This is a genomic window from Rhodanobacter denitrificans, assembly GCF_003335105.1.
In the GTDB taxonomy this organism is placed as follows: domain Bacteria; phylum Pseudomonadota; class Gammaproteobacteria; order Xanthomonadales; family Rhodanobacteraceae; genus Rhodanobacter; species Rhodanobacter denitrificans_A.
Map to the genome: position 1 here is coordinate 240,941 of NZ_QFWQ01000003.1, position 24,687 is coordinate 265,627.

At 67.5% G+C, this 24,687-nt stretch carries 21 protein-coding genes and 3 tRNA genes; 5 read left to right on the forward strand and 19 right to left on the reverse strand.

Annotated features, from left to right (window positions below; genetic code table 11):
- Window positions 1-36 precede the first annotated feature (36 nt).
- Entirely contained in the window at window positions 37-2,058 is a 2,022-nt protein-coding gene (locus tag DEO45_RS03380) for a hypothetical protein (protein ID WP_114340901.1), read from the reverse strand.
- Window positions 2,059-2,103: 45 nt separating this feature from the next.
- Between DEO45_RS03380 and DEO45_RS03385 the strand changes: the two genes are divergently transcribed.
- Window positions 2,104-2,841: a response regulator gene (locus tag DEO45_RS03385; RefSeq protein ID WP_114341304.1), complete on the forward strand. Its 738-nt coding sequence runs from the start codon at window positions 2,104-2,106 to the stop codon at window positions 2,839-2,841.
- On the opposite strand, the gene recO is transcribed toward DEO45_RS03385, so the two are convergent.
- From recO to DEO45_RS03440, 11 genes are all read right to left on the reverse strand, one after another.
- Window positions 2,838-3,551, reverse strand: coding sequence for a DNA repair protein RecO (recO, locus tag DEO45_RS03390; protein ID WP_114340902.1), 714 nt, complete (start codon window positions 3,549-3,551; stop codon window positions 2,838-2,840). The genes DEO45_RS03385 and recO overlap by 4 nt on opposite strands.
- 86 nt (window positions 3,552-3,637) lie before the next feature.
- Window positions 3,638-4,570 carry a GTPase Era gene (gene era, locus DEO45_RS03395; protein ID WP_114340903.1) on the reverse strand — a complete coding sequence of 311 codons (933 nt, stop codon included), beginning with the start codon at window positions 4,568-4,570 and terminating at the stop codon, window positions 3,638-3,640.
- A gap of 88 nt (window positions 4,571-4,658) precedes the next feature.
- Complete coding sequence (gene rnc, locus DEO45_RS03400) at window positions 4,659-5,321, reverse strand: ribonuclease III (protein ID WP_114340904.1); 663 nt, start codon at window positions 5,319-5,321, stop codon at window positions 4,659-4,661.
- A gap of 1 nt (window position 5,322) precedes the next feature.
- Window positions 5,323-5,706: a DUF4845 domain-containing protein gene (locus tag DEO45_RS03405; RefSeq protein WP_114340905.1), complete on the reverse strand. Its 384-nt coding sequence runs from the start codon at window positions 5,704-5,706 to the stop codon at window positions 5,323-5,325.
- A gap of 178 nt (window positions 5,707-5,884) precedes the next feature.
- Window positions 5,885-6,781 (reverse strand): signal peptidase I, encoded by an 897-nt coding sequence (lepB, locus tag DEO45_RS03410; RefSeq protein ID WP_114340906.1) that lies wholly within the window; start codon window positions 6,779-6,781, stop codon window positions 5,885-5,887.
- 99 nt (window positions 6,782-6,880) lie between these two features.
- A complete protein-coding gene (gene lepA, locus DEO45_RS03415; RefSeq protein WP_114340907.1) occupies window positions 6,881-8,674 on the reverse strand; it encodes a translation elongation factor 4 in 1,794 nt (597 codons plus the stop codon).
- A 199-nt stretch (window positions 8,675-8,873) separates the two neighbouring features.
- Window positions 8,874-10,352: a Do family serine endopeptidase gene (locus DEO45_RS03420; RefSeq protein WP_114340908.1), complete on the reverse strand. Its 1,479-nt coding sequence runs from the start codon at window positions 10,350-10,352 to the stop codon at window positions 8,874-8,876.
- 129 nt (window positions 10,353-10,481) lie between these two features.
- Complete coding sequence (locus DEO45_RS03425; RefSeq protein WP_114340909.1) at window positions 10,482-11,168, reverse strand: sigma-E factor negative regulatory protein; 687 nt, start codon at window positions 11,166-11,168, stop codon at window positions 10,482-10,484.
- Window positions 11,165-11,788 (reverse strand): RNA polymerase sigma factor RpoE, encoded by a 624-nt coding sequence (rpoE, locus tag DEO45_RS03430; protein ID WP_189339679.1) that lies wholly within the window; start codon window positions 11,786-11,788, stop codon window positions 11,165-11,167. The genes DEO45_RS03425 and rpoE overlap by 4 nt, the downstream gene beginning before the upstream one ends.
- A gap of 179 nt (window positions 11,789-11,967) precedes the next feature.
- Window positions 11,968-14,532, reverse strand: coding sequence for a putative bifunctional diguanylate cyclase/phosphodiesterase (locus DEO45_RS03435; protein WP_114340910.1), 2,565 nt, complete (start codon window positions 14,530-14,532; stop codon window positions 11,968-11,970).
- 32 nt (window positions 14,533-14,564) lie between these two features.
- Window positions 14,565-15,059 (reverse strand): hypothetical protein, encoded by a 495-nt coding sequence (locus tag DEO45_RS03440; protein WP_114341306.1) that lies wholly within the window; start codon window positions 15,057-15,059, stop codon window positions 14,565-14,567.
- 305 nt (window positions 15,060-15,364) lie between these two features.
- Between DEO45_RS03440 and DEO45_RS03445 the strand changes: the two genes are divergently transcribed.
- Window positions 15,365-17,425: a 3-hydroxyacyl-CoA dehydrogenase NAD-binding domain-containing protein gene (locus DEO45_RS03445; protein ID WP_114340911.1), complete on the forward strand. Its 2,061-nt coding sequence runs from the start codon at window positions 15,365-15,367 to the stop codon at window positions 17,423-17,425.
- Window positions 17,426-17,522: 97 nt separating this feature from the next.
- Here the strand turns inward: DEO45_RS03445 and DEO45_RS03450 are convergent, their stop codons facing one another.
- From DEO45_RS03450 to DEO45_RS03470, 5 genes are all read right to left on the reverse strand, one after another.
- A complete protein-coding gene (locus DEO45_RS03450; protein ID WP_114340912.1) occupies window positions 17,523-18,086 on the reverse strand; it encodes a DUF2058 domain-containing protein in 564 nt (187 codons plus the stop codon).
- Between the two features lie 56 nt (window positions 18,087-18,142).
- Window positions 18,143-18,367: a SlyX family protein gene (locus DEO45_RS03455; protein WP_114340913.1), complete on the reverse strand. Its 225-nt coding sequence runs from the start codon at window positions 18,365-18,367 to the stop codon at window positions 18,143-18,145.
- Window positions 18,364-19,707: a UDP-glucose dehydrogenase family protein gene (locus DEO45_RS03460; RefSeq protein ID WP_114341307.1), complete on the reverse strand. Its 1,344-nt coding sequence runs from the start codon at window positions 19,705-19,707 to the stop codon at window positions 18,364-18,366. Before DEO45_RS03460 ends, DEO45_RS03455 begins: the two co-directional genes overlap by 4 nt.
- A 151-nt stretch (window positions 19,708-19,858) precedes the next feature.
- Window positions 19,859-20,605, reverse strand: coding sequence for an FKBP-type peptidyl-prolyl cis-trans isomerase (locus DEO45_RS03465; RefSeq protein WP_114340914.1), 747 nt, complete (start codon window positions 20,603-20,605; stop codon window positions 19,859-19,861).
- A gap of 156 nt (window positions 20,606-20,761) precedes the next feature.
- Window positions 20,762-22,534 carry a cation:proton antiporter gene (locus DEO45_RS03470; RefSeq protein ID WP_114340915.1) on the reverse strand — a complete coding sequence of 591 codons (1,773 nt, stop codon included), beginning with the start codon at window positions 22,532-22,534 and terminating at the stop codon, window positions 20,762-20,764.
- 169 nt (window positions 22,535-22,703) lie between these two features.
- Between DEO45_RS03470 and DEO45_RS03475 the strand changes: the two genes are divergently transcribed.
- The 3 genes from DEO45_RS03475 to DEO45_RS03485 all read left to right on the forward strand — a co-directional run bounded on the left by DEO45_RS03475 (window position 22,704) and on the right by DEO45_RS03485 (window position 22,968).
- Window positions 22,704-22,779, forward strand: a tRNA-Ala gene (locus DEO45_RS03475).
- Between the two features lie 8 nt (window positions 22,780-22,787).
- Window positions 22,788-22,863 (forward strand) — tRNA-Glu (locus tag DEO45_RS03480).
- 28 nt (window positions 22,864-22,891) lie between these two features.
- Window positions 22,892-22,968 (forward strand) — tRNA-Asp (locus DEO45_RS03485).
- A 176-nt stretch (window positions 22,969-23,144) separates the two neighbouring features.
- Here the strand turns inward: DEO45_RS03485 and DEO45_RS03490 are convergent.
- Both DEO45_RS03490 and ppsR read right to left on the reverse strand, forming a co-directional pair.
- The gene (locus DEO45_RS03490) at window positions 23,145-23,633 is read right to left on the reverse strand and encodes a DUF1249 domain-containing protein (protein ID WP_114340916.1); all 489 of its coding nucleotides are present in this window, start codon (window positions 23,631-23,633) and stop codon (window positions 23,145-23,147) included.
- A 29-nt stretch (window positions 23,634-23,662) separates the two neighbouring features.
- The gene (gene ppsR / locus DEO45_RS03495) at window positions 23,663-24,478 is read right to left on the reverse strand and encodes a posphoenolpyruvate synthetase regulatory kinase/phosphorylase PpsR (RefSeq protein ID WP_114340917.1); all 816 of its coding nucleotides are present in this window, start codon (window positions 24,476-24,478) and stop codon (window positions 23,663-23,665) included.
- Between the last annotated feature and the right edge of the window lie 209 nt (window positions 24,479-24,687).

Consider the following 24,687-nt stretch of genomic DNA (forward strand, 5'->3'; position numbering starts at 1 on the left):
ACGACGAAGTTTGACGACGGGGGTCGAGGGTGGCGCTCAGCGAACTTCCGGGGCCGCCCCGTGCACGGCTTCCTGCAGGCGCCGCACCAGGGTCGGCCAGTCGACCCGGGTCTGGTGGCCGATCACCTGCAGCCGCGGCAGGCCGCTGCCTTCGACCATAGTGTAACCATCATCGGTGGTGTCCAGCCCGCCCATCTGGCACACCGTGCCCTGCAACGTGCAGTCGAGGCCGATGCGCTTGTAGCCGAAGGTCTTGAACAGTTTCAGCATGGCACCCTGCAGGCCCGCGGCGATGCCGCCGCCGCCGACCGTGGTGAGGTTGTTCACGGCGCGCTGGCTGATCCGGCCGCCCTGGCTGGCGCGCAGGCTGGCCTCGAACGCCACCGGGCTCCAGTTGACCAGCCGCAGGTTGCGGATCGAACCGTCCAGCGGCCCGGTGATGCTGCCGAAATCGAACACGCTGGTGATCGCGCCCAGGTCCAGCTGCTGCATCGCGATGTCGCCGGTCAGCACCGGATTCGCTCCGAACGGCTGCTGCAGCGAGAGCCGGGTGATGTCGACGAAGCCGCCGAACAGGTTGGCCGACAGCCCGCCCTGCAGCTCGAAGCCGTCATCGATCCAGCGCAGCGATGGAACCGCGCCGCCCAGCGTGCCCGGGAAGGCCGGCCAGCCCATCGCCTGGCTGAAGGCGCTCATGTCCACCCCGGTCAGCGCCAGCGACGCCGCCAGCCGCTGGCCTTTTGCCGCCGCCGGGCGCCAGTCCAGCTCGCCGATCCGCAACTGGCCCTGCAGCACCGGCATCTGCAGCGGCTGCAGCAGGCTGAGTGTGCCGTTGCGGCTGCGCCACTGCGCCTGTGCGGCACCCAAGGGAACGCGGTAGAACTGCAGGCGGCGCCAGCCGAGCGTGCTGGCCGGACGTTCGCCGTCGGCCACCCAGTCCAGCCCACCCTGCAGGCCGTCGATCGCCAGATGGCCGTCCGCATCCGCCAGGTCCAGACCCTCGGTATTGAATGCAAAACCGTGCGGGCCATCGGGGCGCAGGTCCACACTGCCATTCAGCTGGCCGCGGATATGCATGTTGCGCAGGCCCAGCGTACTGAGCCAGGCCTCGCCGTAGCGCTGGTAGGCGGCGGGAAAACTGGCGTGCAGGCGCTCCAGCCGCAGCGTCTTCAAGCTGCCCTTGGCGTCGAAGCCCAGCGCGCCGTCGAGCTGCAGGGCGTCGGCATCGTTCAGGCGCAAACGGCTCAGCTCGATCGCCCCATTCTGCGCGCTGGCGCGTAGAGCTAGCTGCACCGGATGATCCGGCAGCTTCGCGTACAGCGGTCCGAGCAGCAGCTCGCCGCCATGCAGGCTGGCGTCCAGGTCGACCTTGGCCGGGCCGCCGGTGGTATCGAGGCTGAAGCGCCCGGTGCCGCCCAGGCCCTGTCCGGCCATGGTGCCGCCCGGCGTGTCGAAACCGACACCGCGCAGGGTGAACTGGCCGGACGACTGCAGGCCGGGGCTGCGCAGGTCCAGCGCCAGTTCGGCATCCAGCCGCCCGCCGGTGGGACGGCCCGACCATACCGTGCCGAGCAGGCCCTGCAGCCATCCGGCGGGAAGGTTGTAAAGGTTGATCTGCGCGTGGGTCGGCTGGTCCAGCGGCAGCGCGCTCCGGGCATGCGCCTTGCCCTGCTGGATGTCGACCTGCAGCGTGTTGGCCGCCTCGCTGAGCAGCACGTTCACGTGGGCATCGCCGAGCGCGCCGCCGGGGGCGCCGGCCAGACGCACGTTGCCGTCCATGATCCAGCGCAGCCGGGCATCCCGCTGCAGGTTGCCATCGAGGTTCAGTGCCAGCCGCCGCCAGCCCATCGCCGGCACGTCCGCCTGCTCCGCGCTCAACTGCAGACGCAGGCCACCAGCCGCGTCCTCGCCGAGGCGGACGCTTACCCCCTGCAGGCGCAGCCCGGGCACGCTGATCGATTTCGCCGTCAGCAGCACATCCGCCCGCGCGGGCAGCATCCAGCCGAGGCCCAGCAGCAGGCAGCAAAGCAGCAACAGGTGGCTTGAGTTTGGGCGCATGTGGCGCCATTCTGCCAAATCAAGCTGAACGACACGGATTTTGTCATGACCAGCCACCTTGCCGACCCCGATCCGGACCCGATCGACCTCGCCCGTCCACGCGTGCTGGTAGCCGACGACGACCCCGGCAGCTGCCGTTTCCTGTGCGACGGGCTCGATGCACTGGGCGCCCGCGCGCAGGCCTGCATGGACGGCCTGGCGGCGCTGCAGCTCGCCCGCACCGAGGCCTTCGACCTGCTGCTGCTCGACTGCCGCATGCCGGGCGCCGGCGCGCGGCAGATCCTCGCCGCGTTGCGCGAAGACCCGCTGGCGCATTCGACGGAAAGCCTCGCCGTCGCCACCACCGCCGAGCTGACGCCGGACGGTCGCCAGCCGTTGCTCGACGCCGGTTTCAGCGAGGTGCTGGTCAAGCCTTGCGGGCTGGCCGAGCTGCAGCGTGTGCTGGCCCTGGTACAGCCGGGGCGCGACGAGGCCTCCATGCTGGACGACCGCGCCGCGCTGGACACCACCGGCGACGCCACCACCATGCGCGCGCTGCGCCTGCTGCTGCGCGAGGAACTGGCCCTGCTCCAGCAGGAACTGGATCCGCTGAGCCGCGATCGCGACGGCTTCAGCGAACGTCTGCACCGGCTGCGCTCGTCCTGCGGTTTCTGCGGCGCGGCCGCGCTGTCGCGGCAGACCGTGCTGCTGCAGCAGCAGGTCTCGCGACGTGGCGCCACGCCGGCGGCCCTGGCCCGCTTCCGTACCGTGCTCCAGGCGACGCTGCAGGCGCTGGACGACTAGGGTCGCCGCGACACGGCCATCGCCAATACCCGCCAGGCGCGCAGTTCGCCGCCGCCGAGGTGGAAGCGGATGACCTCGCGCATCATGTCGCGCAGATCCTTCAGGCCACCGCTGTCGGGCATCTCGTCCCGTCCCAGCGCCAGCAGGTCGCTGCCGCGCAGTGCGTGCGGACTGCCGGCGACGCAACGCACCGCGCCCTGCTCGGCCACATAGCGGTAGCATGCTGCCGGTTCGATCGCCTCGCCGCTGTCGGCGTCATGCCGCAGCTGCAAGCCGTAGCCGATCGCCTCGAGCAGGTCGCGCTCGAAGCGGCGCAGGCTCCATGCCAGCGATTCGCCGGCAGCCAGCCGCGCCAGCGTCCGCGCGTAGGCATCGAACAGCAGCGGGTGTGGATCCTGCCGCCCGGTCAGACGTACCACCAGCTCGTTGAGATACAACCCGGCCAGCCCGGCGTCGCCCGACAGGCGGGCCGGCATACCCACCCCCTCGACCGCGGTCAGCGTGGCCAGCTCGCCGCGCAGCAGCAGACCCAGCGCCAGCGGCTGGAACGGCTCCAGCTGGGTCCGCCGCAGGCGCGAGCGCTCGCCGCGCACGCCACGCGCCACCACGCCGAGCCGGCCATGCCCGCGGGTCAGGCATTCCAGCAGCAGCGACGTCTCGCGGTAGGGACGCGCGTGCAGGACGTAGGCGGGTTGCTGTTCGATGCGCATGAGTGAAAACCGGGATTCGGGATCGGGGATTCACAAGAGCTGCAGGCTTCGAGGTTTTTACGAATCCTGGATCCCGAACCACGACCCTAGTCGGTATAGCCAAACTTCTTCAGCATGTTCTCGTCGTCGACCCAGCCTTCGCGCACCTTCACCCACAGCTTCAGGAACACCTTGCGCTCGAACATGCGCTCCATGTGGCGCCGCGCGTTCGTGCCGATCGCCTTGAGCTGGGCGCCGCCGTTGCCGATCACGATCGCCTTCTGGCCGTCGCGCTCGACCCAGATCACCGCGTGGATCTCGGCGATGCCGTCGGGGCGGTCGCTGAACTGCTCGATCTCGACCGTGGTGGCATACGGCAGTTCCTGGTCGAGCCGCAGCATCAGCTGCTCGCGCACCATCTCGGCGGCGAGGAAGCGCTCGCTGCGGTCGGTGATCTCGTCCTCGCCGAACACCGGCGGGCGCACCGGCAGGCGCTCGAGGATCGCCTGTTCCAGCTCCTTCAGGCCCTTGCGCTTGAGCGCGCTGACGTAGTGGATCTCGTCGTAGCTGTGCTTCGCCGCCAGCTCGGCCACGAACGGCAGCATCGCCGACTTGTCCTTGCTGAGGTCGACCTTGTTGATCACCAGCAGGCGCGGCGTCGACTGCTCGACCAGGGCGGCGTAGAGCGCCTCGTCCTCGTCGGTCCAGCGGCCGGCCTCGATCACCTGCACCACCAGGTCGACATCGCTGATCGCCGAGCGCGCGGCGCGGTTCAGGCTGCGGTTCATCGCCCGCTTGGCACCGCGATGCAGGCCCGGCGTGTCGACGTACATGATCTGCCCGGCCTCGCTGGTGTTGATGCCGAGAATGCGGTGGCGGGTGGTCTGCGGCCGCGGACTGGTGATCGACAGGCGAAAGCCGATCAGCGCGTTGAGCAGGGTCGACTTGCCCACGTTGGGCCGCCCGGCCAGCGCGACCGTGCCGCAGCGGAAATTCTCGTGCGGCAGGCTGCCGGCGGCGGAGTCCAGTTCTTGGTTCATGACGCGGGTTGCTCGACGGTTCGGATGGCAAGTGTAGTGCTTAGCCGGAGGCGGCACGCGGACGGTGCCGGCGGCGAAGCGGAGAGGGTCAGGCGCCGCGCTGCTGCTCCAGCAGCCGGTTGAGCACGGCCTCGGCCGCATCCTGCTCGGCGGCGCGGCGGTTGCCGCCACGGGCCTCCGCGGTGAACGCCAGCGGCTCGGTGACCGAGCAGCTGACGTCGAAGGTCTTGGCATGGTCTTCGCCGTGGCTGGCGATCAGTTCGTACTGCGGCAACGCCAGGCCCTTGGCCTGCAGCCATTCCTGCAGCCGCGTCTTGGCATCCTTGGAGGAGCGGCGCAGGGCTGCGATGCGTTCGACGAACAGCCCCCTCACGGTTTCGCGGCAGGCTTCGAAACCGCCATCCAGGTATACGGCGGCCACCGTCGCCTCGAACGCGTCGGCGAGGATCGAGTCGCGCCGGAAGCCGCCGCTCTTCAGCTCGCCGGGGCCAAGCTTCAGCCCGTCGCCCAGCGCCAGTTCACGCGCCATCACCGCCAGCGCCTGGCCGTTGACCAGTTGCGCCCGCAACCGCGACAGCTCGCCCTCGCTGGCCTTGGGGTGCACCTCGTACAGCATCTCGGCGACGATCGCGCCGAGCAGCGCGTCGCCGAGAAACTCCAGCCGCTCGTTGTTCGGCTTGCCGACGCTGCGGTGGGTCAGCGCCAGCTGCGCCAGTGCCGGATCGCGGAAGCGGTAGTTCAGTTCCGACAAATCACTCGCCCACGTTGCCCTGCAGCGGCACGCTCTTGTCGAAGTGCAGCAGGAAATCGATGTTGTACATGAACGGGATCTGCTTGTCGTAGGCCACGCGCAGCTGGCTGGCGCCGCCGCTGTTGCGCACGATGGTGATGTCCTTAGGCTGGATGGTGGCGTCGTCGACGTACTGGAAGCCCATCTTGAACATCAGGCCCCGGCGGATATCGTCCAGCGACTTGCCGTTGGTGCCTTCGGTGGCGACCTGGTTCATCGCCTTCACCACGCCCATGTATTCCGAATACGACGGCGCCAGCTTCATCGCCATGTAGGCCAGGAAGGCCACGAAGGCCATGACGATCAGGAACCCGATCAGGGTGATGCCCGACTGCTTCGATTTCATAGTCCCCTCGCTAGTGCCGCCGGTGCGGCGTGCCTGTCTGTGGTTGGTCCGGGTGCGGCGGGGCTGGCCTCGCCGGCGTGCCGATTATGCCTGCGGATTCTCGCACTGTCGGCTGCTGCACGTGCGCGACGGTTCGATCCCGTCACGCTTTGGCAAACGCCCCGGCGCCACCACGGCCTCAGTGGATCACCGTGCCGATCCGCGAGAAATCAACGCCGCCGGTGCCCCAGCCCTTCCAGCTCATCCAGATCAGGAACGCCTTGCCGGCCAGGTTCTGCTCCGGCAGGCAGCCCCACCAGCGGCTGTCGAGGCTGTCGTTGCGGTTGTCGCCCATGACCAGATAGCACCCCGGCGGCACCTTCGAGGGCACCCGGTCGTTCGGGATCGAATTCGGCGTGGTGTAGGCCGGCATCCGCGCGATCATGTGGCTGACCTTGCCCAGGTGCTCGGTCCACACCGTGGCACCCATGTTCAGCATGATCTGGTCGACGCTGCGCTGCGGATTGCCCACGTAGGGGCCGATCTCCTCGGCGTTCACGCGCTGGCCGTTGACCAGCAGGTCGGCGCCATGCACCTCGATACTGTCGCCCGGCAGGCCGACCACCCGCTTGATCCAGTTCTGCTGCTGCACCGGCGCCTGGGGGTCGCTGCAGCTCATATCGCCGCTGCGCACCAGCCGGCCGCCGTCCTGGCACAGGTAGCCGGGGAAGCGGAACACCACCACGTCGCCGCGCTTCGGCTCGCCGAGTTCGACGAACTTGTTGTTGAACGCCGGCATGCGCAAGCCGTAGGCGAACTTGTTCACCAGGATGAAATCGCCCACGTCCAGCGTCGGCATCATCGAGCCGGACGGAATGCGGAACGGCTCGGCCACGAACGAGCGCAACAGCAGTACCACCAGCACCACCGGAAACAGCGAGCGCGACCAGTCCACCGGGGCCGGGTCGCGATACTCCTCGCCGGCGGCGTCCAGGCGTGCCTTGCGCCGCTTGTACAGAAACAGCCGATCCAGCCCCCACACCACGCCGAACAGCACGGTGAGGGCAAGCAGGATGGCGGAGAAATCGAATTCCATGCAGAGCTCCGTTGGGGCCGGGAGTGGGAAAGCGGTGGTCGGGAACCTAAGCGGCCAGCTTTGCGATTCCCGATTACCGGCTTCCGGTTTCCGGCCTTGCTATTTGTCTACTTTCAATACGGCCAGGAACGCTTCCTGGGGGATTTCCACGCGGCCGACCTGCTTCATGCGCTTCTTGCCTTCCTTCTGCTTTTCCAGAAGCTTCTTCTTGCGGCTGACGTCGCCGCCGTAGCACTTGGCCAGAACATTCTTGCGCAGGGCTTTCACCGTGGAGCGCGCGATGACCTGCGCGCCGATCGCGGCCTGGATCGCCACGTCGAACTGCTGGCGCGGGATCAGGTCCTTCATCCGCTCGACTAGGTCGCGCCCGCGCCGGTCGGCATGACTGCGGTGCACGATCAGCGAGAGCGCATCCACGCGCTCGCCGTTGATCAGCACGTCCACGCGCACGAACGGGCCAGCCTCGAAGCGGTCGAAGTGGTAGTCCATCGAGGCGTAGCCGCGCGAGACCGACTTCAACCGGTCGAAGAAATCCAGCACCACCTCGGCCAGCGGCATTTCGTAGCTGATCTGCACCTGGGTCGCCAGGTACTGGATCGAACGCTGCACGCCGCGCTTCTCCTCGCACAGGGTGATCACGTTGCCGATGTAGTCCGGCGGCGTGAGGATGTTGGCAACGATGATCGGCTCGCGGATTTCCTGCACCAGGCTGGAATTCGTCGGCAACTTGGCCGGGTTGTCCAGCATCAGGATCGAACCGTCGGTCTTGAGTACCTCATACACCACGGTCGGCGCGGTGGTGATCAGGTTCAGATCGTATTCGCGCTCCAGCCGCTCCTGCACGATTTCCATGTGCAGCATGCCGAGGAAGCCGCAGCGGAAGCCGAAACCCATCGCCTCGGAGGATTCCGGCTCGAAGAACAGCGCGGCGTCGTTGAGGCGCAGCTTGTCCAGCGCCTCGCGCATCGCCGGGAAGTCGTCCGAGGACACCGGGAACAGGCCGGCGAACACGCGCGGCTGCATGGTCTGGAAACCGGGCAGTGGCTTCCCGGCCGGCTTCGCGGCCAGGGTCAGCGTGTCGCCCACCGGCGCGCCATGCACGTCCTTGATCGATGCATTGATCCAGCCCACCTCGCCGGCGCCCAGCTTGTCCAGCTTCTTGCGCTTGGGCGTGAACACGCCCACGTCGTCCACCTCGTGGGTGCGCCCGGTGGACATCACCAGCAGCTTGTCGCCCGGCTTGATCTCGCCCTGCATCACGCGCACCAGCGACACCACGCCCAGGTAGTTGTCGAACCAGGAGTCGATGATCAGCGCCTGCAGCCGGTCGGTATCGCGCGGCTGCGGCGGCGGGATGCGCGCGACGATCGCCTCCAGCACCTCCACCACGTTGAGGCCGGTCTTGGCGCTGATCGCCACCGCGTCGGTGGCGTCAATGCCGATCACCGCCTCGATCTCGCCCTTCACCTTCTCGATGTCGGCGGTGGGCAGATCGATCTTGTTCAGCACCGGCACCACTTCCAGGCCCATCTCCACCGCGGTGTAGCAGTTGGCGACGGACTGCGCCTCCACGCCCTGGGCGGCGTCCACCACCAGCAGCGCGCCCTCGCAGGCCGCCAGCGAGCGGCTCACCTCGTAGGAGAAGTCGACGTGGCCGGGGGTGTCGATGAAGTTGAGCTGGTAGGTCTTGCCGTCGCGCGCCTTGTACGGCAGCGACACCGACTGCGCCTTGATGGTAATGCCGCGCTCGCGCTCGATCGGATTGTTGTCCAGCACCTGCGCCTCCATCTCGCGGTCGGCCAGGCCGCCGCAAAGCTGGATGATGCGGTCGGCCAGCGTCGACTTGCCATGGTCGATGTGGGCGATGATGGAGAAGTTGCGGATCAATTCCATGGAGCGCTGGCGGCCTGTCGGGCTTGGGTCTCGCCGTCACGCACCATGCGTGACGGCGCATCGCGATGACGCGACGCTAACCCGGCATTATCGCATGGAACCCGTCGCCGCCACCGGGCCATGCGCCACAGCCGCGGCCCGTTCACCGGAGCGAACGGGCCGCGACCGGACCGCATGGATACGCCAGCCGCCGGGCCGCCTACCTGCCTTCCGGTACGGTCAGGCCGATGAAGCTGCTCTGGTCGCCGCGGCGCACCAGCAACAGCACCGTGCTGCCGGCCTTCACGTCCTTGGTGGCGGCCTGGAACTCGGCCACGCTGCCGATCCTCTGCTGGTTGACCATGGTGATCACGTCGCCGGCGCGCAGGCCGGCCTGCGCCGCCACCGAGCCGGTGATGTCGCTGATCACCACGCCCTGTCCGGGTTTCAGCCCCAGCTGCTTGCGGGTATCGCCGTCGAGCGGCTCCACGGCAAGACCAAGCGCGGCCGAGCCGCTGCTGCCCGGACCCGGCGCAGCGCCCTTGCCGCCCACCGCATCGCGGTCGCGCGAAGCCTCGCCGATGGCGACCTCGAGCGTCTGCCGCTTGCCATTGCGCAGGATCTCCAGCGGCACCTTGGTTCCCGGCTTGGTCATGCCGACCAGCGGCGGCAGGTCCGAGGCCTGCTGCAGCGTCCGTCCGTCGTAGGCCAGGATGATGTCGCCGGGCTGGATGCCGGCCTTGGCGGCGCCGCTGTCCGCCGTGACCTCGACCACGGCAGCGCCCACGCCGTTGTCCAGGCCGAATGCCTTGACCATGTCGTCGTCGACCGGCTGCACCATCACCCCGAGCATGCCGCGCGAGACGTAGCCCTTGCTCTTGATCTGCTGCACCGCGTTCATCGCCACGTCGATCGGGATCGAGAACGCCACGCCGGAATAGGTACCGGTGTTGGAGTAGATCTGCGAATTGATGCCGACCACGCGGCCCTGCAGGTCAAACAGCGGGCCACCAGAGTTGCCGCGGTTGATCGGCACGTCGGTCTGGATGAACGAGGTGTAGGGCTGATCGCGCTGGCCCAGGTTGCGGCCCACCGCGCTGACGATGCCCTGCGTCACGGTGTAGTCGAAACCGAACGGCGAACCGATCGCGAGCACCCACTGGCCAGGCTTGAGGCTGCGCGAATCACCGAGGCTTACCGCCGGCAGGCTGCCGCCGGCATCGACCTTGAGCAGCGCGATGTCGTAGGTGGGGTCGGTGCCGACCACCTTGGCGGTCAGCGTGCGCCGGTCCTGCAGGCGCACGGTCACCTTGTCGGCGTGATCGACCACGTGGTTGTTGGTGAGGATGTAGCCGTCGCCGGAGATGATGAAGCCGGAGCCCAGCGAAGTATGCTTCTGATCCTGCGGCGACGGCATCATCGGCATGCCGAAGAAACGCCGCAGGATGTCGGCCTGCGGATCGTCCGGCATGCCCTGGCCGGGCATCGCCTGCCCGACGCCCCGGCTGCCGCCCTGCCGTTCGCCGTTGTAGCGGGCCTCCACGTGCACCACGGCCGGCGCGTTCTTCTGCACGATCCCGGTGAAATCCGGCAAGCTCGCCGCCGCCGGTACCTGCGCCTGCACGCTGCCGACACCAGCGACACCGGCGACACCGAGCAGCGCGCAACACGTCAGGACGCGCAAGATGGAATGGTTCATGACTCCTCCTTGGTGGGTGATTTCAGCCGGCTGCGGCGCAACCCGCGCGCGGATCCGCCACACGGCGGGCCGATGGTCAGGGGGGACAGGCATGGCGGGCAGCCGCGGCGAAGCACACGCGGACCCGCCTCACTGCGCGACGGCGGAAGCCTGGCGCGGATGATCCGGCGCGATCTGCTGCTCCTGATCGAGCAGCAGCAGGTAGCTGCCGTCGTTGTTGTCGAGCGTGCGATAGCGGCGCAGCGGCGGGTAGCCGGACAGGCGGCGCGCATACGACGATTGGCCCTGCACGAACGGCCCGCCGAAGGTGGCTGACGCCTGCTGGCTGAGCAGGCCGGCGGAATTGCCGCTCAGCCATGGCGGCACCGTGGCCGGCGCCACGGACCTGCCGGCCGATGCGGCGACGGCGACGGTACTGGTGGCCTGCGGGGTGGTCGCGGCCATCGTGCGTTCGGCATCGCCGGTCGGCTGGCCGATCATCAGGGCGGCGGCGGCCACGCTGGCGGCGATGGCGCCGCCGGTCGACCAGCGCAGCCAGTGGCTTCGCCGAGTGGCGGCCGCCGGCCTGGATTCCCGCTCGATCGCCAGGCTCACCCGCGCGGCGAAACTGCTGTCCGCCATCGGCGGCAACTGCCGGCGCAGACAGTCGCGCGCCACGTGGTAGCGACCCCAGGTCTGCTGCAGGGAGGCATCGTGATCGAGCCGACGCAACAGGAAGCGCAGTTGCTCCTTCGCCAGCTCGCCATCGACGCCTGCGGAAAGGCTTTCGCGGAACTGCTGGTCCGCGCCTGCCTGGTTATTGCCTGCCTGGTTCATGTCTGATCCTCGCGGTCCGACAACAGGGGCCGCAGCTTCTCGTCGATCGCCTCGCGCGCCCGGAAGATGCGCGAACGCACCGTGCCGATCGGGCAGCCCATCGCTTCGGCGATTTCATCGTAGCTGAGGCCATCCACCTCGCGCAGCGTGATGGCGGTCCGCAGCTCTTCGGGCAACGATTGGACAGTGGAAAACACGGATTGTTCAATTTCCTGGCGCATCAGTTCGCGCTCGGGGGTGGCGCTGTCGTGCATGCGCTCGGCGCCGGCCATGAACTCGGCGTCGTCGGCGTCGATGTCGCCCGACGGCGGGCGCCGTCCCAGCGCCACCAGGTGGTTCTTGGCGGTATTCACCGCGATCTTGTACAGCCAGGTGTAGAACGCGCTGTCGCCGCGGAACGAACCGATCGCCCGCCAGGCGCGGATGAACGATTCCTGCGCGATGTCCTCGCACTCGGCATGGCTCCTCACGTAGCGGGAAACCAGCCCGATCACCTTGTGCTGGTACTTGCGCACCAACAGGTCGAAGGCCCGCTTGTCTCCCTGCTGGACCCGCTCGACCAGCGCGCGATCCAGTTCGTTTTCACCCGTCCGGGCCGTATCCGTCGTCAATGCCGTCATCCGCTGCGGAGCTTGTTTGAACTGAACGCGGCGCTCAGACCGCAGTCCGGCGCCCGAGTTCAGTTTGCGTGGGATCGCGCCTCCACCATAACGTACAGCCTGTTGGCCGGTTGTCATGTCCGGCGGGCGCCCCGGACCCGTGACGGGCCGGGTCAGTTATGGGGACGCCCGTCGCCCGCTCAAGCCGGCTCCGCCACCCGCGCCTCCAGCAGGCGCTGGCGCTCGGCCAGCAGCTTGTCGAAGCTGACCGGCTGCAACGGGCGGCAGAACAGGTAACCCTGCAACTCGTCGCAACCGTGCTCGCGCAGGAACTGCAGGTGCTGTTCGATCTCCACGCCTTCCGCCACCACTGCGCGTTTCAGGCGGTGGGCCATCTCGATGGTGGCACGCACGATCGCCTCGTCATCAGGGTCCACCCCGATGTTGCGCACGAAGCTCTGGTCAACCTTGATGCGGTCGGCCGGCAACCGGCGCAGGTAATCCAGCGATGCCGCACCGGTGCCGAAATCGTCGATCGCGATGTGGCAACCCAGGTTGTGCAGCCCGTGCAGGTTCTCGACCAGGTTCGGCACGGCCTTGATGCTGATGCTTTCGGTGACCTCCATCTCCAGCAGGGCGGGATCCAGGTCGGTTTCGCGCAGCACCCTGGCCACGGTGTCCAGCAGCTGCGGCTCCATCAGTTGCACCGCGGACAGGTTCACGCCGAGGCGCAGGCGCAGGCCATAGCGCTGTTCCCACTCCTTCGCCTGGAGGCAGGCCGTGCGCATCACCCATTCGCCGATCGAGACGATCAGGCCGGTTTCTTCGGCCAGCGGGATGAACACCGCCGGGCTGATCATGCCCAGCTCGGGATGCTCCCAGCGCACCAGCGCCTCCATTCCCACGATGTCCTCGCTCTTGGCGTCGACCTGCGGCTGGTAGACCACGCGCAGCTCGCCGTTGCCCTCGGCATGACGCAACCGGGTCTTCAGCGCCATGCCGTGCTGCAGCGCGTACTCGGGGCTGACTTCGTAGATCTGGAAGTTGTTGCGACCCTCGTGCTTGGCCGCGTACATCGCCTCGTCGGCATGCTTGAGCAGGGTCTGCGTGTCGCCGGCGTCGTCGGGGAAGAAGCTCAATCCCATTGACGCGGTCACCTGCAGCTCGGTGCCGTCCTCGAGGTACAGCGGCGTCTCCATCACCTGCACGATCTTCTCGGCCACGCGCAACGCATCGTCGTTCCTCACGATGTGCCGCAGCACGACGGTGAACTCGTCGCCGGCATAGCGCGCCACCGTGTCGGAGGCACGGATGCTGCCGCAAAGGCGCTGGGTGACCGTGCGCAGCACCTGGTCGCCGGCGGCGTGGCCGTAGGTGTCGTTGATCGCCTTGAAACGGTCGAGGTCGACGAACAGCACGGCGAAGCACTCGCCGTTGCGGGTCGCCTCGCGGATGATCGTGTCCAGCCGGTCGTTGAACAGCAGCCGGTTCGGCAGGCCGGTCAGCGCATCGACCAACCCCTCGGCGCGCCCCTGTTCGCGGGTGCGCCCAAGCTCCAGCATCTGCGCAAAACGGGCCGCGGCGCAACGCAGCACCGGCTCGATGATGCCCATCTCGCCGAAGCCGCGGCGACTGCCGGCCAGCATCGCGCCGAGCACCGTGTGGCGCTCGTCGTACAGTGGCAGGCCGGCGAAACCGGCCAGTTCGAGCTGTCGGAGCAGCGGATCGACCTGCGCCAGCCGCTTCGCATCGGTGCGATACAGGATCGGCTTGCCGCCCAGCACGAGCTGCAGCGAACTCTGCATCTGCGCCGGTGGCCATGCCGGATCGTCGCCGTTCCACAGCTGCAGCATCTGGGTCGGCGCATCGACGCCGTCCTGGCGCGCCGACCAGACGGCCAGATAGTCCAGCCCCAGTTCGTCGAACAGCATGCGGCCGGCCGCGCTCTGCGCGTCGACTCCGGTGGTGGAAGCGAAAATGCGCGACAGCAGCGACAGCGCAGCCTCGGCGCGAAGGTCGGCGCGGTCGCTGCGGAACATCAGCGCCAGCGCGTCGCTCCCGGCATGCCGAACCCGCCGCACGCTGGCCTGACCGGTGTCGACGCCCTGCGCCGATTTGCGCTGGCAGGGATACCAGTTGCGATTGGCCTCGGCCAGCGCCTGTTCGGTCGCGATGCCTTCGAAACGCAGCACCTCGGCCAGTGGCAGCCCCTCCCACTGGCTCGCATGCATCCGGCTGTGCCGGGCCACCGTGGGGCTGACTTCCAGCAGGCGCTGGCTCTGCGCGTCGACGATCAGCCACTCGCTGTCGCCTTCCTCGAAGACACAGCGATAGTCGTCGTCCGCGGCGTCCGGCTCGGCAGGCACCGCCTTGCGCGCGCCCCGACCGGCGGCTTGCGAGCGACGCCAGCGCGGCACCAGTTCGTTGCCGATCTGCGAGGCGGAAAGCCAGTCGGTGATCCCGGGCGGCAGGTCGGCCGGGCTGAGCGTGGCCTCGTCGGCCAACACCAGGATCAGTGGCGTGTCGGCGCCGCCCGCAAGGCGGCGCAATTGCTCGCAGCTGATGCGCGCCTGCCGCTCGTCGCCGGCCAGCACCATCACCATCAGCTGCAGCGGTGGCAGCGGCGGCCGCCCTTCCAGCAGGATCGCGGCGTGCGACACATCGCGTGCGCTGTGGATCTGCGGATAGCCCGCCTGGTCGAGCGCATCGAACAGGCTGCGGCGCAATTCGCGCTGGGCAGCGACCACCAGGATGCCGGAATTCATCTGCGTGCGGGCCTCAAAACCGGTTCATGATCTCAGACCAGCCAGCGGCCGTCGCGCAGGCGCAGGCGCCGTGGCTTGCTGTCCTCGCTGCCGAGATGCACGGCCAGCTCCCCCAGATGCTCGACCAGCGCCACCGGCGCGTCGATCAGCACGACGCGCCGCAGGTAGCCCTTTGGCGCGCGGGCCAACTGGCGCAGCAAGGTGGCATCCATCGCCGACAGGGGAAGTTCGAGCCCGAGCAGGAAATACACCCCGAAATGCATGCTCTGCTGCATGTAGCGCAGCGCATTGCCCAGCCGCTGGCAGTCGGGCACCCGCACCTGCGCATCGCGCAGGCTGCCCAGGCCGGTATCGGGCTGCCACAGGTACACCGCCTGTCCGGTATGCCGGGCCAGCGCGCGGAACTGGTCGATCATGGCGTGGACATCCTTGCTGTCCAACACGACCAGGCCGCTTGGAGCGGCCACGATCCGCTCGAAAATCTCGGTGCCGGCTTGCGGCGGGGCGGAGGCCATTGCGAAGGTCATTGCGCCCCCGTCCTGCGGTTTCGGCGGTAATGCGGTGGTGAAGCCGATCCGCCGGCGATCGACGGCGGGGATGGCCATGAGAGGCCAGGTGGCGGCAAGGCTGATCGAGGCATGGCAAAACGCTCCACTATCCGGCCCTGTCACATGATCCCGACGCCCTGCCGACAGCCGTGGCCCGGGATTTTGGGGATGACTGCCCGATTTCACACCGGCGCTGCCGCAGCGGTCAAGCAGCTGCGTCACATCTCGCAATCAAGGCTGCGGAACGGTATGGTTCAAGCCTCCCCCACCACGCCTGTACAGCCATGTTCGAAGGACTGCGCTTCAACCACTGGAAGACCAGCGAAGGCGACGACGGCATCGTCACGCTGACCCTCGACCGGGCCGGCAGCAGCGTCAACGCCATCTCCCGCGCGGTGCTGGACGAACTCGAGCAGATCGTCGAGCGGCTGGCGATCGAGAGGCCGGCCGGCGTCATCATCCATTCGGCCAAGCCTTCGGGGTTTGCCGTGGGTGCCGACATCAAGGAATTCGTCGAGTACGCCAGGCATGACACCGTGCTGGAAAACATCGAGCATGGCCAGCGCGTCTACGAGGCGCTGGCGCGGCTGCCCTGCCCGACCGTGGCCGCCGTGCATGGCGCCTGCATGGGCGGCGGCACCGAGCTGATCCTGGCCTGTCGCCAGCGTATCGCGGCCGACGACGACAAGACCCGCATCGCGCTGCCCGAAGTGATGCTGGGAATCCATCCCGGTTGGGGCGGCACCGCGCGCCTGCCGCGCCTGATCGGCGCCACCGAGGCACTGCCGCTGATGCTGGCCGGCAAGTCGCTGTCGGCGAAACGCGCGCTGGGCCTGGGCGTGGTCGACCGGCTGGCCCGACCCGAGGAGTTGCTGGTCGAGGCACGGCTGCTGCTTCGCCATGCCGCGGCGCGCCCGTTCGCACGGCGGGCCAAGGCCTGGGCCAGCAACACCTGGCTGGCGCGGCAGATCCTGGCGCCGATGGTGCTCGGACAGACCTCCGCCAAGGTACGCAAGGAACACTACCCGGCCCCGTTCGCGTTGATCGACGTGTGGAAGCGCGGCGGCTCGAACATCCAGCAACGGCTGAAGATCGAGGCGCGTTCGGTGGCGAAGCTGGCGAAGACGCCGACTGCGCACAACCTGATCCGCATCTTCTTCCTGCAGGAACGACTGAAGGGCCAGGGCGGCGGCGTCGAGCACGGCATCAGGCATGTGCACGTGGTGGGTGCCGGCGTGATGGGCGGCGACATTGCCGCGTGGGCCGCTTTCAAGGGCTTCGAGGTGACCCTGCAGGATCGCGAGATGAAGTTCATCCAGCCTGCGCTGGATCGCGCCCGGGCACTGTATGACAAGAAGCTGAAGGTGCCGGAGAAGGTCGAAGCGGCGATGCGCCGCCTGCGCGCCGACGTCGGTGGCACCGGCGTGGCTTCGGCGGACCTGGCGATCGAGGCGATCTACGAGAACGCGGAGGCGAAGGAGGCGCTGTATGCCGGCATCGAATCGCAATTCCAGGCCGAGGGCATCCTCGCCAGCAACACCTCCAGCATCCCGCTGGACGAATTGCGCAAGAACCTGAAGACGCCGCAGCGCTTCCTCGGCCTGCACTTCTTCAATCCGGTGGCGCAGATGCCGCTGGTCGAAGTGGTGCGCCATGACCGGCTCGACCCAGGCGTGGAGAAACGCGCGCTGGCGTTCTGCAAGGCGATCGGCAAGCTGCCGGTGGCGGTCAAGGGCACGCCCGGCTTCCTGGTCAACCGCATCCTGATGCCCTACCTGCTGGAGGCGATGCTGCTCTACAGCGAGGGCGTGCCGGGCCCGGTGCTGGATCGCGAGGCGAAGAAATTCGGCATGCCGATGGGTCCGATCGAGCTGGCCGACACCGTCGGCCTCGACGTCTGTGCCTCCGTCGGCCGGGAGCTGGCGCCGTTCCTGGGGCTGGAGCTGCCGCCGGGGCTGGACGCCAGGCTCGAGGCGGGCAAGCGCGGCAAGAAGGACGGCCAGGGCCTGTACGTCTGGCAGGACGGCAAGCCGTTGAAGCCCGAGGTCGACAAGGAGTATGTGACGCCGCCCGACGTGCAGGAGCGCATGATCCTGCCGATGGTCAACGAAGCGATCGCCTGCCTCGCCGACGGCGTGGTCGACGACGCCGACCTGCTCGACGCCGGGGTGATCTTCGGTACCGGCTTCGCCCCGTTCCGCGGCGGCCCGATCCAGTACGCGCGCAGCGAAGGCGTGGACAAGCTCAAGGCCACGCTCGAACAACTGGCCCGGCGCTACGGCGACCGTTTCAAGCCGAAGAGCGGCTGGGAGCTTGCGGCCCTGGCACAAACGACGGATCGCTGAAACGCAGGGCGGGCAGCGCTGGCCGGTTCCTGGTCCACGGCGAAGTTGTCGCCAGCTGCACGCATGCGGCGGGCGATGCCCGCTGCCTGCTCCGGCATCACCACATCAGGTCGTCGGGCACGCCATCGTCGCCCATGCCGGCGGCATTCGGGTCAATCAGCAACGCCACCAGATGCGCATCGATGTCGCGCACCTGTTCGGCGATCTCGCGGCTGACCAGCAGGTAGCGGCCGCCCTGCTGCACCACGCCGAGCCGCCCGGTATTGAGCTCCGCCATCTGCCCGGCGTCCACATGCACGCGGCGGATCTTGCCGCCGTATTCGAAATGACGTGGCTGGTCGGCCTCGGCCTTGTTCAGCGCCTTGCCGTCGAGCAACTGCTGGATCTTCTGCTTCTGCTCGCGGCGCAACCTGGCCTGTTCGGCCGCCTCCTGCTCGACCCGCTTGCGCTCGCGCGCCTCGGTCTGCGAGCGCAGCGCATAGGCCTTGGCCAGGTCGATATCCTCCCGGCTCTTCCGCTGGTCCGGGGCGGACGGCTTGCCGCCCTTGCGCGCCGGCTTGCCTGACGGCGGCGGCGCACGTTTCGGTTCGTGCGCCCGGTTCTGCTGGACCTGTTTGACGATGCCGCTCTTGAGCAGCTGATCGCGCAGGGAGTCGGCCATGCGGGTATTCCGTAATCGGTGGGACAGGGATCGGTCAGGCAGAGAACGGGGGCGGGTCAATAATGCGGCGGAGGCGGCTCGTCGTGCGGATCGTCCGCCTGCGCGGTGCGCAGCGAGGCCATCTCGCCGCGCAGATCGCGCAGGGTGCGCTCGAGCGCGGCGATCCGCTGCGACTGGTCGGCATCGGCCGTGGTCAGCGCCTGCACCGCCTCGTCGATGAAGGTCAGCCTGACCTCCATGTCGTCCAGCCGCCGCGCGAGGATGTCGTCCGCGTGGCTCATCGCGGCAACCGCAGGCTGCGACCTCGGCCGATGCCGTAGTAGGCCAACCCCGCCTCCTCCACCACGGCCGGATCGTACAGATTCCGCCCGTCGAAGAGCGCCGGCTCTGCCAGCGCGACACGGATGGCGGCGAAATCCGGGCTGCGGAACGCCTTCCATTCGGTGACCACGGCCAGCACGTCGGCACCGTGCACGGCGTCCATCGCCTGCTCGCACAACACCAGGTCGTCGCGCCGTCCGTACAGGCGCTGCGCTTCCTCGCCCGCCTCAGGGTCGAACGCACGCACCTTCGCGCCGGCTTGCCACAATGCCTCCATCAACTGGCGGCTGGGCGCCTCGCGCATGTCGTCGGTGTTCGGCTTGAACGCCAGGCCCCACAGCGCGACCGTCCTGCCCGCCAGCCGGCCGTCGAAGTGCCGCGAGATCAGTTCGAACAACTTGTCCTTCTGCCGCCGGTTGACCGCCTCGACCGCACCGAGCAACCGCGCATCGTAGCCGTGGGCATGCGCGGTGCGCTCCAGCGCCTGCACGTCCTTGGGAAAACACGAGCCGCCGTAGCCGGCCCCCGGATAGATGAAGTGGTAGCCGATGCGCGGATCCGAGCCGATGCCCTGGCGCACCAGCTCCACGTCGGCGCCGACCCGCTCGGCGATATTCGCGATCTCGTTCATGAAGCTGATCTTGGTCGCCAGCATCGCGTTGGCGGCATACTTGGTCAGTTCGGCCGAGCGCTCGTCCATCACCACCATGCGATCGTGGTTGCGGTTGAATGGCGCGTACAGCTTGCGCAGCAGGGCCACCGCGCGTTCGCTGGAGGCGCCCACGACAATCCGGTCGGGCCGCATGCAATCGTCCACCGCCGCGCCTTCCTTGAGGAACTCGGGATTGGAGACCACGTCGAACCCGACGTCGGCCCCGCGCGCAGCCAGCTCGGCCGCGACGGCCTCGTGCACGCGATCGGCAGTGCCCACCGGCACGGTCGACTTGTTCACCACCACGGCGTAGCGGTCCAGGTGCCTGCCGATGCTCGCGGCCACCGCCAGCACGTACTTCAGGTCGGCGCTGCCGTCCTCGTCCGGCGGGGTGCCGACGGCGATGAAGATCAGTTCGCCGTGCGCGATCGCCGGCGCTGCCTCGGTGGTGAAATCCAGCCGGCCGCCGGCATGGTTGCGCCGCACGATGGCTTCCAGCCCGGGTTCGTAGATGGGAATCTCGCCGCGCCGCAGGCGCTCGATCTTGGCGACGTCGATGTCGACGCAAAGCACGTGGTTGCCCATCTCTGCCAGGCAGGCGCCCGTGACCAGGCCGACATAGCCGGTGCCGAAAATGGTGACTTTCATCATCGTGGTGGCCGCGATTCCATAGGCGTCAACTGCCTATTGTAGCCGCGCTGGGCTGCCGCACGCCGCCGCCTGGCGCCAAAAATGCGAAAGGGCGCGAATCGCTTCGCACCCTTTCGTTCCGCCATGGCCATGAATCGGCGCTGGTGGATTACTTCTCGGCCGGAGCGCCGGCCGGCGTCGGGCCGGTCTTGACCAGGGTCACGTCGAAGATCAGCGTGGCATTCGGCGGCATCGGCGGCTGCGGCTCGGCGCCATAGGCCAGCGCGGCCGGGATGAACAGCTTGTAGTGGCCACCCACCTGCATCAGCTGCAGGCCTTCGCGGAAGCCCGGAATCACACCGGCCAGCGGGATCTTGGCGGCGCCCGGCGGGTTGTGCTTGGCGGAGGCGTCGAACACCTGGCCATCGACGAAGCTGCCGGTGTAGTTGATCTCGACCGTGTCGTTCGGACCCGGGCGGGCGCCCGTGCCCTGGCTGAGCACCTGGTACTGCAGGCCCGACGCGGTGGTCTTCACACCCGCAGCGGTCTTGTTCTTGGCCAGGAAGGCATCGCCTTCAGCCTTGTTCTTGGCGGCGAGCTTGGTCATCTCGGCCTGGTACTTGGCCTGGATCTTGGCCATGAAGGCGTCATGCACCTGCTTGGCCTCGGTCTCGCTCATGGTCGGCTTCTGGCCGGACAGCGCCGCCTTCACCGCATTCGCCACCGCGGTCGGATCCAGTTCATCGCGCATGATCGGCGGAACCTGGGAAGCAATCTCCCAACCCACAACGTAGCTGGCCTTGGCCTTGTCAACCGTGCCAGCAGCGCCGGCGGTCTGGGCGGCGACGCCTGCCGTCATGCCCAGCGCAACGGCCATCGCGACCGCTGTCAGCGTGGGACGCAGAAAGTGCTTCATTCGTAACTCCCTCAAGTATGGATATGCCGGCATTGCCGACCGGGCCTCCCCGATGGAGGCAGGCCCCGCATTGTGCGGCGCTCGCCGGGACTTGGCAACGATCTTGGGCTACGACCGTGAATCGTGGCAAAGGTTCAGCACCCTGCCCGGGAAGGTTCACGTTGGCCCGGAACTGCCGGGGGGAGGTTCCGGTTTCTCCAGGGTTTCCTTCAGCGCCGCCTGCAGCCGCGCATGGATCCGCACCAGACCCCGCCACGACACCACGGCCAGCACCACCCCGAGCACCACCAGGGTGACTGCGATGCCGCGCGGCGGCAGGATAGCCGAACCGAGCGCACTCACCAGCAAGCCCAGCGCCAGCAGGGTCGCCAGCGGAATCACCCGCGCCAGCACGTTGCGGATACCTTGCGTGTACGAGCCAGCCAACCGCTCGCGTATGCCGATCTCGGCCAGCAACATGCCGAGCGCCTCTGCCTTGCGGTAAACCGCAATCAGCATCGGCAGCGAAAGGAACAACGCACAGGCCCATATCAGCGTATGGCGCAGGTCACGTTCGATGCCGATCTGGGTGAACCAGCTCCAGTTGTGCGCATTGATATAGGCGCCGATCACGAACAGCGTTACCACCAGCAGCACGTTGACCGCGATATGCCACAGCAGCCGCCGAAAGATCGCGGCCAATGCACTGTTCTCGTTGACCGGCATCAGATTTTCCAGCCAGCCGCTGTAACTGGCCGCCAGCAGCCGCACCGAACGCGGAGTGATCCGGCGCAGGCGGTCGGCCAGCCCGTCGGCCGAGCGGTTCAGATACGGCGAAGCCGCCATGCACACCACCGAGACCGCCACGGCGATCGGATAGAGGAAATCGCTGATCACGCCGAGCGAGAGGCCCAGCGTGGCGATCACGAACGAGAACTCGCCGATCTGCGCCATGCTGAGGCCCGCGCGGAACGACGTGCGCGCCTCATGCCCGACCAGAAAAACGCCCAGGCCGCACGCCAGCGTCTTGCCGACGATCACCAGCGCGGCGATCGCCAGCGCCGGCAGCGCGTACTGCCACAGCATCGCGGGATCGATCTTCAGGCCGATCGCCACGAAAAACAGCGCGGCGAACATGTCGCGCAGCGGCTCCACCAGTGGCAGCACGCGGCCCACACTGCGCGACTCTGCCACCACCGCTCCGGCGAGGAACGCGCCCAGCGCCATGCTGAAACCCATCCAGGCCGCCAGCAGGCTCGCGCCGAAGCAGATGCCGAGGACGCTGACCAGCAAGGTTTCGTCGCGCCCGAAACCGGCCACGTAATCCACCAGCCTCGGCAACAGCAGCAGGCCGAGAATCATCGCCACGACCACGAACAAGCCGAGATGGCCAATCAGCGTGAACGCGGTTTCGGCCAGCGTCGACCCACCGATCGCGATGGCCGTGAGCAGGGTCAGCATGACGATGGCCAGCAGGTCCTCGGCCACCAGCAAGCCCACCACCGGTTTTGCGAACGGCTGCTGTTGCTGGCCGTTCTCGGCCAGGGTGCGGGTGGCCACCATGGTCGACGACAACGAGATGATCGCGCCAAGGAACAACGCATCCATGCCCTTCCAGCCGAAAAGCTGGCCAGCCCCGATGCCGAACCACAGCATCAGGCCGACCTCGCCCACGGCCACCGCCAACACGCCGATGCCGACCTCGCGCAGCTTGCGCACACTGAACTCGAGGCCCAGCGTGAACATCAGCAGCACCACGCCCAGGTTGGAAATGTCGTCGATCGCGCGCGGGTCGGCCACCAGCATGCCGGGCGTATGCGGACCGATCAGCACGCCGGCGAGGATGTAGCCGAGCAGCACGGGTTGGCGCAGCCGCTGGAACACGATCGTGGTGGCGCCGGCCACCAGCATCACCACGGCAAGGTCCCTGATGAAGCCGATCTCGTGCATCTGCCCAACCCTTGCGGCTGCGTCTCGCCGCAGCTTAAACGAACCGCCGTCGGCGTCCGCCGCGCGAATGGCGGTTGTCGCGGAAGACCTTCGACGCCCCTGCAATCGGTACAGAAAAAAAGCTTGACGGATATCCGGCTCGGACCTATTCTTTCGGGCTTCCAGCGGCGGGGCCATAGCTCAGCTGGGAGAGCGCCTGCATGGCATGCAGGAGGTCGGCGGTTCGATCCCGCCTGGCTCCACCAACTTATCCGTCCCCATCGTCTAGAGGCCTAGGACATCACCCTTTCACGGTGGCGACCGGGGTTCGAATCCCCGTGGGGACGCCAAGTTGGCTCGCAAAGCTGGATGAAATGCGGAGTGGTAGTTCAGTCGGTTAGAATGCTGGCCTGTCACGCCGGAGGTCGCGGGTTCGAGTCCCGTCCACTCCGCCACTATTCAGACAAAAAGCCCGCCTCGTGCGGGCTTTTTGCTGTGGTGTCAGTGCATTTGTGCGCTCATCCATGTGCGCAAAGATCAACAAGCAGCCATCCGTGGCTGCACTTGTTGTACTTATGTGCTCATCCCTGCGCGCTGGAAAGTCAAAAGGCGGCCACCCCTGGCCGCACTTTCAAATAAGGCTGCCACCTTCCGGCTGTCCCGGTTGCGGCTCCAGCGTGCCGACGGAATGCCCCTGCTCGGCCAGGTACTCCAGCCAGCGCGACAGGAAGCCGTTCATGCGCAGGCGATGCTGGAACACGCTATGCGCCGGCGGGAAGGGCCCCAGCACCTGCCACAGGTGCCGGCCCGGGTGGCAATGCAGGGCCTCGGCCACATGCGCGTCGGTATACATGCGCAACTGAGCGGACGGCGCGCGCTGCCCCGTATGCGCATCGACGAAGCCGTAGGTGAGCTCCAGCTCCAGCGTGTACGGATGGCATTCCTGGACATGCAGGTGCACGTCGAGTCCGTCGTCCACCGCAGAGACGTAGTGGCCCGGCGCCAGCTGCTGCGGTGCGAACAGGCGTGTCAGGCGATGGTAGTTCTCTGCATACAGGCCCATCAGGAACTCGAAGCGTCCCGGCAGCAGACTGCGGCGGTTGTCCAGTACGGCACTCATGGCTGGTGTACGCGACTCCGGGTGGGCAATCAGAACATGGTCCGCTCGATACCGAAGCGGTCGAAGATCTTGCTGGCGATTTCCTCGATCGACACGTGCGTGGTGTTGAGGCTGGGAATGCCGGCCTGGCGCATCAGCCGGTCGGCCTGATCCAGTTCCCAGCGGCACTGCTGCAAGGTCGCGTAGCGGCTGCCGGCGCGCCGCTGCTCGCGGATCTGCGCCAGCCGCTGTGGGTCGATGGTCAGACCGTACAGTCGATCCCGGTACGGGCGCAGGCGCGACGGCAGTTCGAGTTTCTCGAGGTCCTCGTCGGTCAGCGGATAGTTGGCGGCGCTGACGCCGTAATGCAAGGCCATGTAGAGGCAGGTCGGCGTCTTGCCCGAGCGCGACACGCCGACCAGGATCAGGTCGGCCTCGGCGTAGTTCACATCGATGCCGTCATCGTGCGTGAGCGCGTAGTTGGTGGCGTTGATGCGCGCTTCGTACTTGTCGAAATCGACCAGGCCGTGTGAGCGGTTCACCAGGCCGGTGCGCTTGGTCCCCAACTCCTCCTCCAGCGGACCGATGAACGGCGCGAACACGTCCAGCATCAGCGCGCCGCTGGCGGCGACGATCTCGCACAGCGCACGGTCGGCCATGGTGTTGACCACGATCGGCCGCTGCCCGGTCTGCGCGTAGTTGGTCTTGATCCGCAGGGCGGCCGTCTCCGCCTTGTGCGCGTTGTCGGTGAACGGCAGCCGATGCTTGTCGAATTGCATGCCCTCGAACTGCGCGAGGATGCTGTTGCCGATCGTCTCCGCGGTGATGCCGGTAGAGTCCGAGATGAAAAAAATCGTTCGATGCATACCGCGTCCTGGTCGCGCCATGGCGTTTGGCGGCACCTTAGCGCAAGCGCGAAAAGCTGTCGCCGATTGACTCCCGACTGACTGGTATGCGGTTGGAATGACATCGGCCTCGAATGGTCTTCTTGTGCTGCGCACCATCCACAGCGGACAATACCAGTCCTTTGCAGCCCGCTTCGGGCCTTTGCTTGTCGCCCATTCCACTACCCACA

What these genes read in the sequence shown, in the direction of transcription:
- DEO45_RS03380 (WP_114340901.1), bottom strand. Translation starts at nt 2,058, where the DNA reads ATGCGCCCAAACTCAAGCCACCTGTTGCTGCTTTGCTGCCTGCTGCTG.
- DEO45_RS03385 (WP_114341304.1), top strand. Translation starts at nt 2,104, where the DNA reads ATGACCAGCCACCTTGCCGACCCCGATCCGGACCCGATCGACCTCGCC.
- recO (WP_114340902.1), bottom strand. Translation starts at nt 3,551, where the DNA reads ATGCGCATCGAACAGCAACCCGCCTACGTCCTGCACGCGCGTCCCTAC.
- era (WP_114340903.1), bottom strand. Translation starts at nt 4,570, where the DNA reads ATGAACCAAGAACTGGACTCCGCCGCCGGCAGCCTGCCGCACGAGAAT.
- DEO45_RS03405 (WP_114340905.1), bottom strand. Translation starts at nt 5,706, where the DNA reads ATGAAATCGAAGCAGTCGGGCATCACCCTGATCGGGTTCCTGATCGTC.
- lepB (WP_114340906.1), bottom strand. Translation starts at nt 6,781, where the DNA reads ATGGAATTCGATTTCTCCGCCATCCTGCTTGCCCTCACCGTGCTGTTC.
- lepA (WP_114340907.1), bottom strand. Translation starts at nt 8,674, where the DNA reads ATGGAATTGATCCGCAACTTCTCCATCATCGCCCACATCGACCATGGC.
- DEO45_RS03420 (WP_114340908.1), bottom strand. Translation starts at nt 10,352, where the DNA reads ATGAACCATTCCATCTTGCGCGTCCTGACGTGTTGCGCGCTGCTCGGT.
- DEO45_RS03425 (WP_114340909.1), bottom strand. Translation starts at nt 11,168, where the DNA reads ATGAACCAGGCAGGCAATAACCAGGCAGGCGCGGACCAGCAGTTCCGC.
- rpoE (WP_189339679.1), bottom strand. Translation starts at nt 11,788, where the DNA reads ATGACGGCATTGACGACGGATACGGCCCGGACGGGTGAAAACGAACTG.
- DEO45_RS03435 (WP_114340910.1), bottom strand. Translation starts at nt 14,532, where the DNA reads ATGAATTCCGGCATCCTGGTGGTCGCTGCCCAGCGCGAATTGCGCCGC.
- DEO45_RS03440 (WP_114341306.1), bottom strand. Translation starts at nt 15,059, where the DNA reads ATGACCTTCGCAATGGCCTCCGCCCCGCCGCAAGCCGGCACCGAGATT.
- DEO45_RS03445 (WP_114340911.1), top strand. Translation starts at nt 15,365, where the DNA reads ATGTTCGAAGGACTGCGCTTCAACCACTGGAAGACCAGCGAAGGCGAC.
- DEO45_RS03450 (WP_114340912.1), bottom strand. Translation starts at nt 18,086, where the DNA reads ATGGCCGACTCCCTGCGCGATCAGCTGCTCAAGAGCGGCATCGTCAAA.
- DEO45_RS03455 (WP_114340913.1), bottom strand. Translation starts at nt 18,367, where the DNA reads ATGAGCCACGCGGACGACATCCTCGCGCGGCGGCTGGACGACATGGAG.
- DEO45_RS03460 (WP_114341307.1), bottom strand. Translation starts at nt 19,707, where the DNA reads ATGAAAGTCACCATTTTCGGCACCGGCTATGTCGGCCTGGTCACGGGC.
- DEO45_RS03465 (WP_114340914.1), bottom strand. Translation starts at nt 20,605, where the DNA reads ATGAAGCACTTTCTGCGTCCCACGCTGACAGCGGTCGCGATGGCCGTT.
- DEO45_RS03470 (WP_114340915.1), bottom strand. Translation starts at nt 22,534, where the DNA reads ATGCACGAGATCGGCTTCATCAGGGACCTTGCCGTGGTGATGCTGGTG.
- DEO45_RS03490 (WP_114340916.1), bottom strand. Translation starts at nt 23,633, where the DNA reads ATGAGTGCCGTACTGGACAACCGCCGCAGTCTGCTGCCGGGACGCTTC.
- ppsR (WP_114340917.1), bottom strand. Translation starts at nt 24,478, where the DNA reads ATGCATCGAACGATTTTTTTCATCTCGGACTCTACCGGCATCACCGCG.